Origin of the sequence: Achromobacter sp. ESBL13 (assembly GCF_036668755.1) — a bacterium.
In the GTDB taxonomy this organism is placed as follows: domain Bacteria; phylum Pseudomonadota; class Gammaproteobacteria; order Burkholderiales; family Burkholderiaceae_B; genus Achromobacter.
In genome coordinates this window covers 108,586-126,059 of the sequence record NZ_JAZEVT010000003.1, presented here as the reverse complement: position 1 = coordinate 126,059, position 17,474 = coordinate 108,586, and the positions used below count along the sequence as shown (strand labels likewise).

Here is a 17,474-nt window from a genome sequence, read left to right as displayed (position 1 = left end):
CTCTGCGCGTACTTCACGGAGATACCGATGGGCCGTCCTTGGACGGCCCATTTCCGATTTTGGGATTGCAACAATATAATGTTGCGCTTCCTCCCCGCCTATATTGCGTCCCCCAAATGTTGCTGCTCTGGGTCCTGCTTGCCACCGTAACCGGCGGGCTTATCGCCGTCTTTGTCGCCAGCTGGCTGGCCTACAAGGTGTTCGCCCAATACCTGCATCACATGGTGAGCCTGTCGGTGGGCGTGCTGCTGTCGGTGGCGCTATTGCACTTGCTGCCCGAGGCCTTCGAGGGCGCGGTCGGCAACGCTCATGCCTTGTTTGGCCTGATGCTGGCCTCGCTGATTGGTTTTTTCGTGCTGGAAAAGATTGCGTTGCTGCGCCATAGCCATCACCACGAAGGCGACGGGCATCACCACCACAAAGGCCACGACCACCACGAAGCGGGGCGGGGCGGCGTGCTGATCCTGATCGGAAGTTCGCTGCACAATCTGTGCGACGGGGTGCTGGTGGCGGCGGCGTTCCTGACGGATCCGCTGCTGGGCGTGCTGACGGCGGCGTCGATCATCGTGCACGAAGTGCCGCACAAGCTTAGCGATTTTGTCGTGTTGCTCAATGCCGGGCTGCCGCGTCGCCGTGCGTTTTCGCTGATCCTGTTCACCAGCTTGTGTTCAGCCGTGGGCGGCATAATAGGGTACTTTGTGTTGCAGCAGGCGCAGGACTGGGTGCCGTATATCTTGGTGGTTGCCGCAAGTAGCTTCCTGTATATCTCGGTGGCCGACCTGATGCCGCAAATGCACGAACGGGTGTCCCTTTCGGATGCCGTCCCGCAGTTGTTGCTGGTGGGCCTGGGTGTCGCGCTGATCTACAGCGTGACCACGCTGATGCACCATGGGCACGAGCACGGGGCCGACGCCGGCTCCGGCGCGCCCCACGCGGAGCACGCTCACACGCATTAGGGCGCGCGCGGACGGGATGCCTGCTTGTCGATCAATTCCCAACAGGAGCGTCCCCCATGAGCTTTTCCGCCGCCGCCGGCAACGTTGCCCCCACCGTCATCCACACTGACACCGAAGGCCTGGTTCACGCTGACTTCAAGCTGCCCGTGGCAGACGCTTCAATCGCCGCTTATTACGCCGCGCCCGAAGGCCGCCAGGACCTGCCCATCGTGCTGGTGGTGCAGGAGATCTTCGGCGTGCACGAGCACATCAAGGACCTTTGCCGGCGCATCGCCAAGGCCGGCTACCTGGCCGTCGCCGCGAATCTCTATGAACGCCAGGGCGACGCCTCCGTCTACACCGACATTCCGAAATTGATCTCTGAATTGGTCAGCAAGGTACCGGATGAACAGGTGTTTTCCGACCTGGACGCCAGCGTGGCCTGGGCGGCGGAAAATGGCGGCGACCCCAAGCGCGTGGCCATCACGGGCTTTTGCTGGGGCGGCCGCCTGACGTGGATGTACGCCGCTCACAATCCGGACGTGAAGGCTGCCGTGGCCTGGTACGGCAAGCTCAGCGTGGGCCACGGCCCGCTGATCAAGCGCGTGGCCTTCGATGTGGTCAACGAGCTGCATGCGCCGGTGCTGGGCCTGTACGGCGGCAAGGACGCCAGCATCCCGCTGGCCGATATCGAAACCATGAAGGCCAAGCTGGCGACCGGCAACGCGGCGGCCAAGCAGTCGGAATTTGTGGTGTACCCGGACGCGGACCACGCGTTCCTGGCGGATTACCGGGCCAGTTACCAGCCCGAGGCGGCCAAGGACGGCTGGAGCCGGATGCTGGCGTGGTTCCAGCGCTATTTGTAATGTGCGCCGGGGGCAGGGGCAGGGTCAGTTTGCGCTGCCCTGACTAAAGCGCGGGGCCGGGCGGGGGAAGCGCCCGCCGTCCGCCGCAACACGGCTGGGGTGGCGGGCTTCCGTCTAATGCGTGCTTGCGCGCGGGGTTGCCGCTTCCCCGGACCCCGCTTTCGCTTAGTTGCCGGCTTCGCGCAAGCGGCTGGGCAAAAGCTCGCCGTGGCGGGCCAGCAGCGGATACGCCGCGGCGCCCACCAAGTGAGAGTTGATTCCCTTCATATCCCGCAGGATGTCCAGGTACAGCGCGCCGACTTCGGCCGCGTCCACCTGGCCTGACTTGATCTTTTGCAGATGGGTGTCGGCGGCCTGCGTTTCGATCGTGCGGAAACGCGCCTTTTCGCCGGCCAGCGCGCGTGCCTGGCGCAGGTCATCATTGACGAACAGCGCGGCGGCCTGGCGTTGGTTTGCGATCAGCTGGCCCAGCGTGTCATCCAGGCTGGCGCGCTGCTCGGGCGAAAACGTCCAGCCCTGCTTGCGCAGCTTGGCCACGTGGCTTAAGAGCCCGTGGTGCGCGATATCGCCCGCGTGGCCGATGTTGCTGGCAAAGGCCAGGATGTCGTCCATGCGCTGGATGTCGTCACGCGTCATGTTTTCCTGGTCCAGCGTGGCCAGGTAGGTCGTGATGGCGTTTTCCAGCTTGTCCAGCGCGGCGTCCAATTGCCGCGCCTGCACCATGCGGTGGCGGTTGTCGCGCTTGAAGCCGGCGCGCGCATACAGCAGCAACGTCTGCACCATGTCGGCCATGCGCAGCGCTTCGCGCGCCGCGTTGCCCAGCGCCACGGCGGGCACGTCGTGCGCCCATTCATCCAGATACTGCGGCCGGGACGGGTCGTTGGGGTCGGCGCGCTTGGGCAGCCAGCGCGTCAGCAACGCCGCATAGGGCGACAGCAGCGGCAGGAACAGGATGGCGATGACCGCGTTGAACAGCGTGTGGAAATTGGCCACGGCGCGGGCCGGGTCGCTGGCCATGTCGCTCATCAGGGGTTGCAGCACGGGCAGCAGGATCAGGCCGGCCAGCACGCCCAGCACGCGGGTCAGCAGGTTGCCCAGGGGCAGGCGGCGGGCGGCGGGATCGTCGCCCGTGACGCCTTCGATCATGGGGTTGATGGCCGTGCCCAGGTTGGCGCCCAGCACCAGCGCAAAGGCCACATGCGGCGCCACCATGTGATGGCTTGCCAGTGACATCACCAGCACCACCACGGCCACGCTGGAGTGCGCGGCCCAGGTGAACGCGGCGGACAGCAGGACGGCGGCCACGGGCTGGGTCGACAAGGCGTCCAGAATCATGCCCAGCATGGGCGCCGTCTGGAACGGCTCGAACAGTTCAACCAGCTGATGCAGGGAAAGCAGCAGCAGGCCCAGACCGATGAACACGCGGCCCAGGTCGCGCGTGCGGCCGGGGGGATACCGGCGGAACATCCAGACGCCCGCCAGGATCAGGATAGGGGCCAGCGAAGTCAGGTCAAACGACAGCAGCTGCACGATAAGCGTCGTGCCGACGTTGGCTCCCAGCATGGCGGCCAGCGCGGGCACCAGGCCAACCACGCCGCCGGCGGCAAACCCCGTGATCATCAGCCCCGTCGCGGTGCTGCTTTGCAGGGCGGCGGTGATGCCCAGCCCGGCGGCAAAGGCGCGCAGGCGCGTGCCCAGGGCGCGGCCCAGCGCTGCGCCCAAGGCGGCGCCAAACGCACGCTGCACGCCGGTTTGGACCATGTGCACGCCCCAAAGCAGCAAGGCGACGTAGCCGGCGAAGTCAAGCAGGGTAATAAGTCCAGACATCCAGGGGTGTTCCCGTTCTTTTTATGACAAGTAATATTTATGTAATGATCGCATGCCTGACCGGGTGACGGAACCGGTGGCGGCGATACAGCATACGCCCCGCCGGCCATTCCTGCGCGCGGGGGTGGCAACGCGTATCATTGCCTGACTATTCTTTGATGTACTGGAGTGTCGCGTGGCCGTTTCCGTATTCGATCTGTTCAAGATAGGCATAGGCCCGTCTAGTTCCCATACGGTGGGTCCGATGCGGGCCGCCCTGCTGTTCGCGCAAGGCCTGGAACGCGATGGCCTGATTCCGCGCGTGGCGTATGTCCGCGCCGAGCTCTACGGCTCGCTGGGCGCGACGGGCAAGGGGCACGGCACCGACAAGGGCGTGCTGCTGGGTCTGATGGGCGAAGCGCCCGACACGGTCGACCCCGCCGCCATCGCCGGCATGATCGCCTCGGTGCGCGCCAGCCGCCAGTTGCCGCTGCTGGGCCGTTATCCGGTCGCCTTCATCGAGAAAGAACACATGGTGTTCTATCGCCGCGAAGCCATGGCCGAACACCCCAACGGCATGAAATTCCACGCCGTCGACGCCAATGGCGAGTCGCTGCGCGAAGCGCGCTACCTGTCGGTGGGCGGCGGCTTTGTGGTGACGGCAGGCGCCTCGAACAGCCAGGTGATCGCCGCGCACAATCAGCTGCCGTATCCCTTCCGCTCGGGCCGCGAACTGCTGACGATGTGCCGCGAAAGCGGTCTGACCGTGGCGCAGCTGATGATGAAGAATGAGCTGACCTGGCGCGAGGCCGCCGAGACGGACAGCGGCCTGGATCGCATCTGGCAGGTCATGCAGGACTGCGTGGCGCGCGGTTGCGGCATTGACTACCCGGAAGCCGACGGCGAATTGCCCGGTCCCTTGCGCGTGCGTCGCCGCGCGCCGGAGCTCTACCGCAATCTGACCCAACGCGCCGAGCGCACCTTGTCCGATCCGCTGTCGGTCATGGACTGGGTCAACCTGTACGCCATGGCGGTCAACGAAGAGAACGCGGCGGGCGGCCGCGTCGTCACGGCGCCCACCAATGGCGCCGCCGGCATCATCCCCGCCGTGCTGCACTATTACGATCGCTTCGTGCCCGGCGCCAGCCGCGAGGGCGTGCGCGAGTTCCTCTTGACCGCCGCGGCGATCGGCCTGCTGTACAAGTACAACGCGTCGCTGTCGGGGGCCGAAGTGGGCTGCCAGGGCGAAGTGGGCGTGGCCTGTTCGATGGCCGCCGGCGGCTTGGCCGCGGCGCAGGGCGGCACGGTGGAACAGGTTGAGAACGCCGCCGAGATCGGCATGGAACACAACCTGGGCCTGACGTGCGACCCCGTTGGCGGGCTGGTCCAGATTCCCTGTATTGAGCGCAACGCCATGGCGTCCATCAAGGCCGTCAATGCCGCGCGCATGGCCTTGCGGGGCGACGGGCAGCACTATGTGTCGCTGGACTCCGTTATCAAGACCATGCGCGAAACCGGCGCCGACATGAAGACGAAGTACAAGGAAACGGCGCGAGGCGGCTTGGCGGTGAACATCGTCGAGTGCTAATGCGCGGGCGCTGATGCCCAATAGAAAAAGCCCCTGGGGTTTCTGACCCCAGGGGCTTTTTGCTGCCTGCTTGAACAGGGCGCGGCGGTCAGACCACGCGGGCGTTCTGCAAGGCGGCGATGCGCGACGGGATGGGCGGGTGCGAGGCGAACATGGCCGCCAGGCCGCCGCGGCCAGTGATGCCCGAGGCCTCGAACGACTTGGGCAAATCGCCCGGTTCCAGGCCGCCCAGCCGAGCCAGCGCGCGGATCATGGGTTCGCGCGCGCCCATCAGGTGGGCCGAGCCCGCGTCGGCGCGGTATTCGCGCTGGCGCGAGAACCAGGCCACGATGATCGAGGCCAGCACGCCGAAGATGATTTCACAGACCAGCACGGTGATGTAGTAGCCCGGGCCGATGCCGCGTTCGTTCTTGAACACGACGCGGTCAATGAAGTAACCCACGACGCGGGCCAGGAACACGACGAACGTGTTCACGACGCCCTGGATCAGGGTCAGCGTGACCATGTCGCCGTTGGCGATGTGGGCCACTTCGTGCGCCAGCACGGCCGCCACTTCTTCTTCGCTCATGCTTTCCAGCAAGCCCGTCGACACGGCGACCAGCGAGTCGTTCTTGAACGCGCCGGTGGCGAACGCGTTGGGCGCGCCTTCGTAGATGGCCACTTCGGGGCGGCCGATACCCGCGCGGTCGGCCAGTTGGTGAACGGTGTCGACCAGCCAGGCTTCACGTTGGTTGCGGGGGGCGTTCGGGTCCAGCACCTGTGCCCCGGTGCTCCATTTGGCCATCGGCTTGCTGATCAGCAACGAGATGATGGCGCCGGTAAAGCCCACGACCACCGAGAAGATCAGCAGGGCGTTCAGGTTCAGGCCGTTGGCGGTGATGTAGCGGTCTACGCCCAGGATGCGCAGCGTGGCCGACAGCACGAGCATGACGGCCAGGTTGGTGATGACGAACAAGACAATGCGTTTCATGTTTTTTGTGTTCCTCTGCGAGCGGGAAATACCCGGGTTCGACATGGCGGCGGCCCGCCAGTTCCCCGACTCGCCGGCACCGCTCCCGGTGGGCAAGAGTATAGTATCGCTTTCCCCTATTTCCCCTCACTTTTCCCTTAGCGTAGACCCCCAATGCAGGCTCTCTGGATGTTGTTGGCGTCCGCCATGTTCGCCATCATGGGGTCGTTCGTGAAGTTCGGCACGGAACACGGCGCGTCGCTGCCGCAGATCGTGCTTTTTCGCGGGCTGCCTTCCGTCCTTCTTTTGCTGCTGTGGGCGCGCGCTGGGCGGCAATCCATCGTTCCGACCAGCTGGAAGTTGCACCTGTGGCGCAACCTGTCCGGCGTCACGTCGATGTGGCTGGGCTTCTTCGCCATCTCGCACCTGCCCCTGGCCACCGCCACCAGCCTGAACTACACCGCGCCGCTGTTCATCGCGTGTTGGATGCTGGGTTGGGGTGGCGCCCAGCGCGACCCGGTCCGCATCCTGGCGGTGGCGTTGGGCTTCCTGGGCGTGATCGCCGTGCTGCGGCCCAGCATCAACGAAGACCAATGGCTGGCCGCCGTCATGGGCATGGGCGCGGGCGCCATGTCGGCCATCGCGATGATGCAGATCCGCCAGTTGGGCCGTATCGGCGAACCCGAATGGCGCACCGTGCTGTTTTTCTCCGTGGCGGTCTGCGTGTCCAGCATTGCCGGCTTATGGTTCGAAGGCTGGGGCCACGCCGACTGGCAGGGCTATGCGTCGCTGTTCGGCGTGGGCGTGGCCGGCATGTTCGGCCAGCTTGCCATGACCCGGGCCTTCGGCATGGGCTCGGCGCTGCTGACCGCGGCATTGCAATACAGCACCATTATTTTCGCGGCCTTGCTGGGCATGGGCTTCTGGGGCGACCATCTGGACGCCCTGGCCTGGGCCGGCATGGGCTTGATCATTTCCGCGGGGCTGCTGTCGGTGTGGCGCACCATGCGCGACCCGAAGCCGACCTGACCCGCCCCCTTCGATCAGGAGCACCCCGAATGACGACCACACTGATTTCCGCCGCTGACCTGGCCGCGCGCCTCGATTCGCCCGACGTGCGGGTATTCGACGTGCGGCATGACCTGACCGACCACGCCGCCGGCCGTCAGGCCTATGATGCCGGGCATATCCCCGGGGCCCGCCACCTGGATCACGAAACCGAGCTGGCGGCACCGCGCACCGGTAAGAACGGCCGGCATCCGTTGCCGTCGCGCGCCGAATTCGGGGGGCTGATGGCGGCTCATGGCGTGACGCCGCAAACGCTGGTGGTGGCGTACGACGCCAGCGGCGGCATGTACGCCGCGCACCTGTGGTGGATGTTGCGTTGGTTGGGCCATGAACGCGTGGCGGTGCTGGACGGCGGTTGGCAGGCGTGGCTGGCGGCCGGTTTGCCGACCACGACCGACGCGGCGGCCGCGGTCAAAGCGGGCCAGCCGACGGCGCCCGGCGAGTCGCTGGCCGGTTCCGTCGACGCCCCAGCCGTGCTGGGCAACATCGCCCGCCCGGCCTTTACCGTGATCGACGCGCGCGCGGCCAACCGCTATCGCGGCGAAGTCGAACCCATGGACCCCGTGGCCGGCCACATCCCGGGCGCGCTGAACCGTCCCAACGGCGAAAACCTGCAAGCCGATGGGCGCTTCAAGTCACCCGAGCAGTTGCGCGCGGAATTCGCCGACCTGCTGGGTGACCGCGACCCCAAGGCCGTGGTGCATCAGTGCGGCTCGGGCATCACGGCGTGCCATAACCTCTTGTCGATGGAAATCGCCGGCCTGTCCGGCTCGCGGCTGTACCCGGGCTCGTGGAGCGAATGGTGCAGCGACCCGTCCCGCCCGGTGGCGAAGGGCGCCTGAAGCGTCAGGCGCCTGGCCCGCGCACTCGAAAGCGCGTGTTGCGGCACCCCTGTTGCGTGCAAGCCGGCGCTGCGCCCCGGTTCGTTACCAGATCGCGGCCAGCTTCACGCGGCCCGACACGCTTTCCGCAATTTCCAGAAAGTGGTCCAGCGGCGGCGTGGCCAGGCCCGGCACCTTGGCCATGTCGTCCCACCGCCTTAGCCGGATCGCATCCGGCGCGCCCGGCATGCTGGCGAAATCCACCGCCTGGCTCGCATCAAAACTGCCGCCCTGTAATGCCAGGCTGCGCTTGGAATCCTCGGAGAGCGACGCTTCATATTGCGGCTCCACGTAGCACAGGTAGCGCTTGGCTTCGACGTGCAGGCGGATCGGGTCCAGCACCGCCGAACTGAACAGCCCGCGCAGGAACGGCAGCACGAAATACTGGTGCTTGTCGTCGATGCCGCGCAGCGTGGGCGTGCCCGGCCGGTCGGCGATCAAGTGCCCCAGGTCGTGCAACAGGCTGGCGGTGATCAGGTGTGCGCTGGCGCCGTGGCGCTCAGCCAGCGACGCCGTTTGCAGCGCGTGGCGCAAATGGCTGACGGATTCACCGTGATACGACCGGTGTCCGCGTTCCAGAAAAATCTGCTCGATGTCTTGCAAGGTCAAGGCCATGGTTGTCTCCTGATTGGCCGCAAGGGGGAGGGGGCGGGCAGTGACCCAGCGGGTCAGCCGGCTGCCGGCGCCATCTCCAGGAAGCGCGCGATCAGCTGCACCGGTTGGCGCTCGCGCAGGCAGTACAGGTATTCATGCATCACGATGTCGGCGCCGTCGATATCCAGGGCAGCCAGATCGGGATGGGACGGAATCTCGCGCGACGGGATCAGGCTGATCCCCAGGCCGCACAGGATGGCTTGCCGGATCGATTCCCGGCTGCCGATCTCCAGCGTGCGTTGCACCGTAACGCCCGCCGCTTGCAGGGCGTCTTCGGTCAGCTGGCGCGTCATCGAACCGGGCTCGCGCACAAGCAGCGCGTGCTCGGCAAGGTCGGCCAGCCGCACGCGGCCACGTCGGGCCAGCGGATGGTCGCGATGGGTGACCACGCGAATCGGGTCGGCCGCGATCATCCGCCGATACAGGTGCTTGTCATCCATCAGAAAAGACGACGTGGCAATCTCGATGCGATAGTCGTGCAGCGCTTGCAGCATCGACTGCGAATTGCCGATCGTGACCGCCAGGTCGATGCCGGGGTAGCGCTGGTTGTATCGGCGCACCGTGTCCATGATGTAGAACGGGCCCGTGGCGCCGACACGCAGGTTGCCTTCGCGCAGGTCGCTGGCGTCGCGCAGCCGGAAATCGATCTCGGTTTCCTGCTGCACCAGCTTTTCCACCATGGGCATCAGGTTCTGCCCGGCGTCCGACAGGCGCATGCCGCGCCCTTGGCGATGGAACAGTTCAATGCCGTAGCGCGATTCCAGCTGGCGTAGCTGCCCCGTCACCGTGGGCTGACTGACGCCAAGCTGGGCGGCGGCCTTGGTGACGGTGCCGCAGCGGGCCACGGCGTAGAAAGATTTGAGTTCGGCGACAAGCACGATGACGGAGGCGGGAAAGGGACGCAATGCGCAAGACCGCCAGTACACCAAAATAATTTGATGTTTTTATTACTGCATTTGCGCGAAGTGTCATAAACGCTCAATACGCGGCTTCCATACTGCCTTCGTTCCCAGACCGGAGGCAGCATGCCCCAAGCCGATAACGACCTTTACCCCGCCGGGCCGCCCCAAGCCGGGCTTGACCCGATCGCGGGCAAAGAGCCCCAGCAAGGGGCAAAGCGCGGCGGCTTTCTGACCGTACGAAATCTGGTCAAGACTTTCGGTAGCCACACGGCGTTGGCCGACGTTTCGCTGGACATTCGCGCCGGAGAACTGGTGTGCCTGCTGGGCCCGTCCGGTTGCGGCAAAACGACGCTGCTGCGCGCCATTGCCGGGCTGGAACGCCAGGACAGCGGCTCCATCGTGCTGTCGGGCCGCGATATTTCCCATGCCGAGCCGCAAGCGCGCGACTACGGCATCCTGTTCCAGTCCTATGCGCTGTTCCCCAACTTGACGGTCGCGCAGAACGTGGCTTACGGCCTGAGCGGCAAGCGCGCGCATCGCAAGCACGTGGCGCACCGCGTAGAGGAAATGCTGACGCTGGTGGGGCTGGCCGGCGCCGCCGACAAGTATCCGGGACAGATCTCGGGCGGACAGCAACAGCGCGTGGCTTTGGCGCGCGCGCTGGCCCCGTCGCCGTCCCTGTTGCTGTTGGACGAACCGATGTCCGCGCTGGACGCCCGCGTGCGTGAGCATCTGCGTATTGAGTTGCGCGCCTTGCAAAAGCGCCTGTCCATCACGACGCTGATGGTCACGCACGACCAGGAAGAGGCCATGGTGATGGCCGACCGTATCGCCGTCATGAACGGCGGTGTCATTGAACAGTACGGCACGCCGCGCGAGCTGTATCGCCAACCGGGCTCGGCCTTCATCGCCGATTTCGTGGGCGAGGCGAACTGGCTTCCGTTTGAACGCGTGGACGCGCACCGTGCCCGCGTCGGCCGCCAGGAACTGGCGGTGGACGACACGCTGGATGGCCGATTCGGCAAGCTGTTTGTCCGGCCCGAGGCGGTGCGCGTCAGCATGGCGCGCCCGGAAGAACCCAATTCGATGCTGGCCGATGTGCTGGACGGCGTGTTCCTGGGCCGCGGCTACCGCCTGGCGTTGCGGCTGGAAGGCGTGCCCGGGTCCACCGTGCATTCCATCGTGTCCCCCGAAATCGGAGACGCCTTGTTGGGTCCCCATGCTGCCAGCCGCTGCTGGGTGGAGCTGCCGCGCCATGCGATTCGCGCCTACGCTTGATTCCGCCATGACCGGTTCTGCTTCCGTGGCTGAGGCGCCGCCGGCTCCGGCCGCGGCTTCGGCTTCGGCCGTGGCCTTGGGCCGCCGCCCCATGCCGGCCTGGATCGGCTCGCTGGGCCTGACTATGGGGCAGGGCGCGTTGCTGCTGTTCCTGTTTCTGTTCCTGGCGTTGCCGCTGGCGGCCATTCTCGCCAAGTCCGTGACGGACAACGACGGCGCATGGGCGGGCCTGTCGGTGCTTACCGGCATCATCGGCGCGGACGGCTTTCTGGCGATGGTCGGCCGCAGCCTGACAGCGGGCCTCGTGACGATGCTGCTGGTGGTGCCGTGCGCCTATGCCTACGCCTACGGCCTGACGCGTACGCGCCTGCCCGGCAAGGGCCTGTTGCGCACCATCGCCTTGCTGCCGCTGCTGGCGCCGTCGCTGCTGCCCGGTATCGCCCTGGTCTACCTGTTGGGCAACCAGGGCCTGCTCAAGGGCTTGACGGGCGGCGCCACCATTTACGGCTTCTGGGGCATTGTCGTCGGCGAGGCTTTCTACACCTTCCCGCATGCGCTGATGATCCTGTTGACCGGGCTGACGCTGGCCGACGGGCGCCTGTATGACGCGGCGCGCGCCATGGGCGCCGGCCCGTGGCGTACCTTCCTGACCGTGACCCTGCCCGGCACGCGCTATGCCGTGTTCTCAGCCTGCTGCGTGGTGTTCACCCTGACGGTCACCGATTTTGGCGTGCCCAAGGTGGTGGGCGGCGACTACAACGTGTTGGCCATGGAAGCCTACAAGGCGGTGGTCGGCCAGCAGAATTTTCCGAAGGGCGCGGCCATCGGCATCCTGCTGCTGCTACCCGCCTTGCTGACCTTCGTGCTGGACCGGCGCCTGCGGGCCCGCCAGGGCGCACAGATGAGCGGCCGCGCGCAAGCCTATGCGGCAAGTCCGAACCGCCGCCGCGATGCTGCTTTCCTGGCGCTGGCCGGCGTGATGGCCGCGTTTCTGCTGCTGATTATCGGCGTGGCGGTGTGGGCGTCGTTCGTGAAAATGTGGCCCTATAACCTTTCCATGTCGATGCGGTCCTACGACTTCGACAACATGGACGGCGGCGGCTGGCTGGCGTGGCGCAACAGTTTGCAGCTGGCGTTCTTTACCGCCGTGATCGGCACGGCAGTCGTCTTCGTGGGCGCCTGGATGATGGAAAAAGTGCCGGCGCGCGGCCAACTGGGGCGCGGCCTGCGCGGCGCGGTCAGCATGCTGGCGCTGATGCCGATGGCCGTGCCCGGCCTGGTGCTGGGCCTGGGCTACATCTTCTTTTTCAACAGCCTGATGAACCCGCTGAACGTGCTGTACGGCACCATGCCGTTGCTGATTCTGTGCACGGTCGTGCACTTCTACACCAGCGCTCACCTTACGGCCGCCACCGCGCTGAACGCGCTGGACCCGGAATTCGAAGCCGCGTCCGCATCGCTGAAGGTGCCGCGCATGACGACGTTCCTGCGCGTGACCCTGCCGATGTGCCTGCCCGCCGCGCTGGACATCGCCCGCTATTTGTTTGTATCCGCCATGACGACCGTGTCTGCCGTGGTGTTTCTTTACAGCCCGTCCACGGTGCTGGCCGCCGTTGCCGTGCTTAACATGGACGACGCCGGCTTCATCGGCCCGGCCGCCGCCATGTGCACGGTGATCATGGCCAGCTCGGCCGTCGCGGCGTTGACGCTGCATCTGGCCAGCCGCGCGCTGGTGGCGCGCAGCCAGGCCTGGCGCCGCCCCGTGGCCCTTTGAACGATTGATTTCAGGACGACCCTTATGACTGTTTCTTCCTTACCCGTGCAGCTGGAAGCCGTGATCTTCGACTGGGCCGGCACGCTGGTCGACTTCGGGTCGTTTGCCCCCACCAAGGTGTTCGTCGATGCGTTCTCGCAGTTCGGCATGGACGTGTCGCTGAAAGAAGCCCGCGGCCCGATGGGCATGGGCAAGTGGGACCACATCCGCGCGCTGTGCAACCAGCCCGCCATCGCCGCCCAGTATCAGGCCCAGTTCGGACGCGTGCCCAGCGATGACGACGTGACGGCCATCTACGAACGCTTCCTGCCGATGCAGATGGAGAAGGTGGCCCAGTATTCGGCGGCCATCCCCGGCGCGGCTGAGCTGTTGCGCGCGTTGCGCCGTAAGGGCCTGAAGATCGGCTCGTGCTCGGGCTACCCGGACAGCGTGATGCGCCGCGTAGTCGAACGCGCTGCGTCCGAAGGGCTGGAGCCCGATTGCATCGTGGCCAGCGACGACGTGCCGCGCGCGCGCCCGGCGCCGGCCATGGCGTTGAAGAACGTGGTGGAACTGGGCCTGTCGGACGTGGCCGCGTGCATCAAGGTTGACGACACCGCGCCCGGCATCGAGGAAGGGCGCCGCGCCGGCATGTGGTCGGTGGGCTTGCTGCTGTCCGGCAACGCCGCCGGCCTGACCCTGGACGAATACCTGAGCCTGGACGAGGCCGGCCGCGACCTGGTCCGCGCCGATGCCAGCCGCGAGCTTGCCACTGCCGCGCCGCATTACCTGATCGATACGGTCGCGGATCTGCCGGCCGTCATCATCGACATCGAAGCCCGTCTGGCACGAGGCCAACGCCCCTGATCTAGCTTCCGCTTGCCGGCGCCGCCGGCCCTGCATTCCCTGTTGTGCGCGCCTTTGTACCGCAGCCGGCACCCGCCGGCAGTGGGGGCGACGTTCACCCTTTTTACGCGTTTTTCCGCTTATTCACGGAGTTCTTCATGAATCGCTACAAGCTGCTTGCACTGGCCACCGCCCTGACGGGCGTGATGGGCGTCGCTTCCGCCGAGACCACGCTGACGGTCTACACCGCGCTGGAAGCCGATCAGATCAAGGTCTACCAGGCCGCGTTCGAAAAGGCCAATCCCGACATCAAGATCCAGTGGGTGCGCGATTCCACCGGCATCATCGCGGCCAAGCTGCTGGCTGAAAAAAGCAACCCCAAGGCGGACGTGATCTGGGGCTTGGCGGGCACGGCGCTGGGCTTGATGGACAAGGAAGGCATGTTGCAGCCGTACGCCCCGAAGGGCCTGGACCAGATCGCCGCCAACATGCGCGACGCCAAGGCCGAGCCGTCGTGGGTCGGCATGGACGGCTACGCGGCTGCCATCTGCTTCAACACCATCGAAGCCGAAAAGCAGAAGCTGCCCAAGCCCACGTCGTGGCAAGACCTGACCAAGCCGGTGTACGCCGGCAAGATCGTCATGCCGAACCCGGCGTCCTCGGGCACGGGTTTCCTGGATGTCAGCGCCTGGTTGCAGATCTTTGGAGAAGACAAGGGTTGGGCCTATATGGACGCCTTGCACAAGAACATCGGGTCGTACACGCACTCGGGCTCGAAGCCTTGCAACATGGCGGCCGCCGGCGAATTCCCGATCGGCGTGTCGTTCGACTATCGCGCAGCCAAGCTGAAGGCCGACGGTGCGCCGGTTGAAGCCGTGTTCCCGTCGGAAGGCCTGGGCTGGGAAGTCGAAGCCACCGCCATCATGAAGGGGACCAAGAACCTGGACGCGGCCCGCAAGCTGGCTGACTTCTCGGCCAGCCGTGAAGCCAACGAACTGTACAAGGCCAACTTCGCGGTGCTGGCGATTCCGTCCATCGCGACGGTCAACCCGAACCTGCCGGCTGACCTGACCAAGCGCATGATCAAGAACGATTTCGTGTGGGCCGCGACCCACCGCGAACGCATCATCGCCGAGTGGACGCGCCGCTACGACGGCAAGTCGGAACCCAAGAAGAAGTAAGGCGCGGCCCGCGATGAAAACATACGACGTAATCGTGGTGGGCGCGGGCATGCTTGGCATCGCGCACGCCTGGGCGGCCGCCAAGCGCGGCCTGTCGGTGGCGGTGATCGAACGCAGCCGCCAGGCGCATGGCGCCACCATCCGCAACTTCGGCCAGGTCATTGTGACCGGCCAGGCGCCCGGCATGATGCTGTCGCATGCCCAGCAGGCGCGCGAGCTGTGGTTGGATCTGGCCGCCAAGGCGGGCTTTCATGTGCGGGCCAACGGCGCGCTGGTGCTGGCGCGAAATATCGACGAGGCCAGTGTGTTGCAGGAATTTGCGGACACGCGCTTGATGCAGGAAGGCTACCGTGCCGAGCTGCTGTCGGCGCGCCAGGTGGCCGGCCTGTATGGCGGTCAGTTGGCGCACCACTGCCTGGCGCTGCGCGGGCATGACGACCTGCAAATCTACTCGCGCGATGCCCTACCTGCCATCACGCGATACCTGGCCGAGTCGCTGGGGGTGACGTTCATCACCGGCACCCTGGCGCGCGCGGTCGAAAACGGGGGGGTGGGTACCACCGCCGGCGAGTTCCAGGGCAGGCATGTGTTTGTGTGTCCCGGCCATGATTACCTGACGCTGCTGCCCGAACGCTTCGCGCCGATGAACCTGGAAGTCACGCGCCTGCAAATGCTGCGCGCGGCGTTCGAGACGAACCCCATTGCCCTGGACCGCCCGGTGTTGACCGGCTTGTCCTGCGTGCACTACGGCGCCTTCTCGGATTTGCCCACGGCGCATGCGCTGCGCCAGGTTATCCAGCAACGCACGCCGATGCTGCTGGAAAACGGCATACACCTGTTGATCAGCCCCACGCCCAACGGTGAACTGATCATCGGTGATTCGCATCGTTATGGCACGGACGCGTTCCCGTTCAACGACGAAGCGGTCGACAACACGATGCTGGACCTGGCCTCGCAGGCGCTGGGTGCGCGCCTGCGTGTGCTTGAGCGCTGGCAGGGCGTTTACGGCGCGCACGGACCGGCGCCGTTTTCGGTGATGCCGGTGGATGCGGCCACCACCGTTGCAGTCATGCATTCAGGCGTGGGCATGACGGTGGGTCTGGCCATCGGCGAACGCACCGTGACCAAGGTATTGGGGCACTGATGGCCCTGGTCGGATGACGGTCGGGCGGTTGGGCCGTGATCCGATTGCTTGAGACAAAAGAAAAGGGCCTTGCGTTGTGTGACGCAAAGCCCTTTTTGTATGGCTTGTATGGTCCGTATGGCAAAAGCCAGGGTGCCTACAGGTCTACAGGTACCCAGGTCTACAGGTCCTGCATGATCCGGCGATACCATTCGTGGAAGTGTTGCATGCCGTCTTCCATGGGCGATTGATAAGGGCCGGCTTCGTTCACGCCGCGCAACATCAGCGCCTTGCGGCCCGCGTCCATGCGTTCGGCGATCTCGTCGTCTTCAATGGCCGTTTCCATGTACGCCGCACGCTGGGCTTCGACGAATTCGCGTTCAAACGCCGAGATTTCCTCGGGGTAGTAGAACTCGACGACGTTCACCGTTTCCTGCGGGCTCTTCGGGTATAGCGTGGACAGCACCAGCACGTGCGGATAGAGCTCGATCATGTGGGTCGGAAAGTACGTGACCCAGACCGCGCCGAAATCCGGAGCGTCGCCTTCGCGGAACGACAACAGGCGGTCGTGCCATTGCTTGTACACATCCGAACCCGGCTGCGCCAACGCGTTGTGCACGCCCACTTTTTGAAGGCTGTACCAGTCGTTGAATTCCCAGGTCAGGTCGTCGCAGGTGACGAAGCGGCCCAGGCCCGGGTGGAACGGGCCAACGTGGTAGTCCTCAAGGTAGACCTCGATGAAGGTCTTCCAGTTGTAGTTGCACTGATGCACCTCGACGTGGTCCAGCACGTAGTCGCCGAAGTTGAATTCCGGGCGCGAGAACAGCGGCGCCATGTCGGCGGCCGGATCGCGCGGGCCTTCGAACAGCAAACCGTGGCAATCGCGCAGGCGGAACTTCTGCAAGTTCATGCAGGGCGTGGTGTCGAACTGAGGCGCGCCCAACAACTCGCCTTGGTTGTTGTACGTCCAGCGGTGCAGGGGGCAAACGATGTTGCCACCGGTTGCCTTCAGGTTTCCGTGCGTATTGCAGTTGCCGGCCACATTGCCGGCCTCGCCGCCCAGCATCAAAGCCTGGCGGTGGCGGCAGACATTTGAGATGAGTTCAACGCCTTGCTGGTTGCGAACCAGCACGCGTCCCCCGCTTTCCTGTACCAACGACCGCCAATCCCCGATTTCGGGCACCAATTTCTGATGGCCGACGTATTGCGAGGATTGCTTGAAAATGAGTTCTTGCTCGCGGGCAAAGAGGGCTTCGTCAAAATATGCACTGACGGGTAGCTGGGTGCGAGCTGGCACGACATGTGCCATCCGACCGATGTCGGTCATGATTCCCTCCGCTCGGATAAAAAAGCCAGGACGGTTTGAGCTCTGCCAAGCGCTTTTGTTCAAGCCCAGCAGTTTCAAGGATCCGATTCGAAAGCCGAAAACCGAAAGCCGCTTCGAAAAACGATCTGAAAAACTGCTTGGAGCTCAACCGTGAGCTTGGCTACGTACGTGCTGGCGCGAAGAAAAATCGGTGTCTGGCCGATCAAATAAGCCGTGAATTGTACCCCAAGGGCCTCCCTCCCGCCCGGGAAGATGGACGGGCCTAAATCCAGCGTTGGCGGGGCCTGCCGGCCCTGTCCCATCGTCGATTAACCCTT

Annotated in this window: 15 protein-coding genes; 10 read left to right on the top strand and 5 right to left on the bottom strand. The window is 65.3% G+C overall.

Annotated features, from left to right (window positions below; all coding sequences use genetic code 11):
* Positions 1-116 precede the first annotated feature (116 nt).
* Together V6F88_RS14820 and V6F88_RS14815 are read left to right on the top strand one after the other, a co-directional pair.
* A complete protein-coding gene (locus V6F88_RS14820) occupies positions 117-956 on the top strand; it encodes a ZIP family metal transporter (protein WP_332610415.1) in 840 nt (279 codons plus the stop codon).
* 56 nt (positions 957-1,012) lie between these two features.
* Positions 1,013-1,801, top strand: coding sequence for a dienelactone hydrolase family protein (locus V6F88_RS14815; protein ID WP_332610413.1), 789 nt, complete (start codon positions 1,013-1,015; stop codon positions 1,799-1,801).
* A gap of 165 nt (positions 1,802-1,966) precedes the next feature.
* Here V6F88_RS14815 and V6F88_RS14810 read toward each other — a convergent pair whose 3' ends face one another.
* Positions 1,967-3,628: a Na/Pi cotransporter family protein gene (locus V6F88_RS14810; protein ID WP_046802783.1), complete on the bottom strand. Its 1,662-nt coding sequence runs from the start codon at positions 3,626-3,628 to the stop codon at positions 1,967-1,969.
* A gap of 175 nt (positions 3,629-3,803) precedes the next feature.
* Here V6F88_RS14810 and V6F88_RS14805 point away from each other — a divergent pair, with 175 nt between their 5' ends.
* Positions 3,804-5,195 carry an L-serine ammonia-lyase gene (locus V6F88_RS14805; RefSeq protein ID WP_332610412.1) on the top strand — a complete coding sequence of 464 codons (1,392 nt, stop codon included), beginning with the start codon at positions 3,804-3,806 and terminating at the stop codon, positions 5,193-5,195.
* Between the two features lie 88 nt (positions 5,196-5,283).
* Here the strand turns inward: V6F88_RS14805 and htpX are convergent, their stop codons facing one another.
* A complete protein-coding gene (htpX, locus tag V6F88_RS14800) occupies positions 5,284-6,165 on the bottom strand; it encodes a protease HtpX (RefSeq protein ID WP_046802784.1) in 882 nt (293 codons plus the stop codon).
* 153 nt (positions 6,166-6,318) lie between these two features.
* Between htpX and V6F88_RS14795 the strand changes: the two genes are divergently transcribed.
* Both V6F88_RS14795 and V6F88_RS14790 read left to right on the top strand, forming a co-directional pair.
* Positions 6,319-7,173, top strand: a complete 855-nt coding sequence (locus V6F88_RS14795) for a DMT family transporter (RefSeq protein ID WP_046802785.1) — start codon at positions 6,319-6,321, stop codon at positions 7,171-7,173.
* A 29-nt stretch (positions 7,174-7,202) separates the two neighbouring features.
* On the top strand, positions 7,203-8,054 hold the full coding sequence (locus V6F88_RS14790; RefSeq protein ID WP_332610409.1) for a sulfurtransferase: 852 nt from the start codon (positions 7,203-7,205) through the stop codon (positions 8,052-8,054).
* Between the two features lie 84 nt (positions 8,055-8,138).
* Here the strand turns inward: V6F88_RS14790 and V6F88_RS14785 are convergent, their stop codons facing one another.
* Positions 8,139-8,708: a phosphonate degradation HD-domain oxygenase gene (locus V6F88_RS14785; protein ID WP_006218288.1), complete on the bottom strand. Its 570-nt coding sequence runs from the start codon at positions 8,706-8,708 to the stop codon at positions 8,139-8,141.
* A 53-nt stretch (positions 8,709-8,761) separates the two neighbouring features.
* The gene (locus tag V6F88_RS14780; protein WP_332610858.1) at positions 8,762-9,625 is read right to left on the bottom strand and encodes a LysR family transcriptional regulator; all 864 of its coding nucleotides are present in this window, start codon (positions 9,623-9,625) and stop codon (positions 8,762-8,764) included.
* Between the two features lie 147 nt (positions 9,626-9,772).
* Between V6F88_RS14780 and V6F88_RS14775 the strand changes: the two genes are divergently transcribed.
* The 5 genes from V6F88_RS14775 (at position 9,773) to V6F88_RS14755 (ending at position 15,851) form a co-directional block, all read left to right on the top strand.
* Complete coding sequence (locus tag V6F88_RS14775) at positions 9,773-10,927, top strand: putative 2-aminoethylphosphonate ABC transporter ATP-binding protein (protein WP_332610407.1); 1,155 nt, start codon at positions 9,773-9,775, stop codon at positions 10,925-10,927.
* A gap of 7 nt (positions 10,928-10,934) precedes the next feature.
* Positions 10,935-12,701: a putative 2-aminoethylphosphonate ABC transporter permease subunit gene (locus tag V6F88_RS14770; protein ID WP_442880313.1), complete on the top strand. Its 1,767-nt coding sequence runs from the start codon at positions 10,935-10,937 to the stop codon at positions 12,699-12,701.
* 24 nt (positions 12,702-12,725) lie between these two features.
* Complete coding sequence (gene phnX, locus V6F88_RS14765; RefSeq protein ID WP_332610405.1) at positions 12,726-13,547, top strand: phosphonoacetaldehyde hydrolase; 822 nt, start codon at positions 12,726-12,728, stop codon at positions 13,545-13,547.
* A gap of 137 nt (positions 13,548-13,684) precedes the next feature.
* A complete protein-coding gene (locus V6F88_RS14760) occupies positions 13,685-14,707 on the top strand; it encodes a putative 2-aminoethylphosphonate ABC transporter substrate-binding protein (RefSeq protein WP_332610403.1) in 1,023 nt (340 codons plus the stop codon).
* Between the two features lie 13 nt (positions 14,708-14,720).
* On the top strand, positions 14,721-15,851 hold the full coding sequence (locus V6F88_RS14755) for a TIGR03364 family FAD-dependent oxidoreductase (protein WP_332610401.1): 1,131 nt from the start codon (positions 14,721-14,723) through the stop codon (positions 15,849-15,851).
* 160 nt (positions 15,852-16,011) lie between these two features.
* Here the strand turns inward: V6F88_RS14755 and V6F88_RS14750 are convergent, their stop codons facing one another.
* Positions 16,012-17,157 (bottom strand): aromatic ring-hydroxylating oxygenase subunit alpha, encoded by a 1,146-nt coding sequence (locus V6F88_RS14750; protein ID WP_332610400.1) that lies wholly within the window; start codon positions 17,155-17,157, stop codon positions 16,012-16,014.
* Between the last annotated feature and the right edge of the window lie 317 nt (positions 17,158-17,474).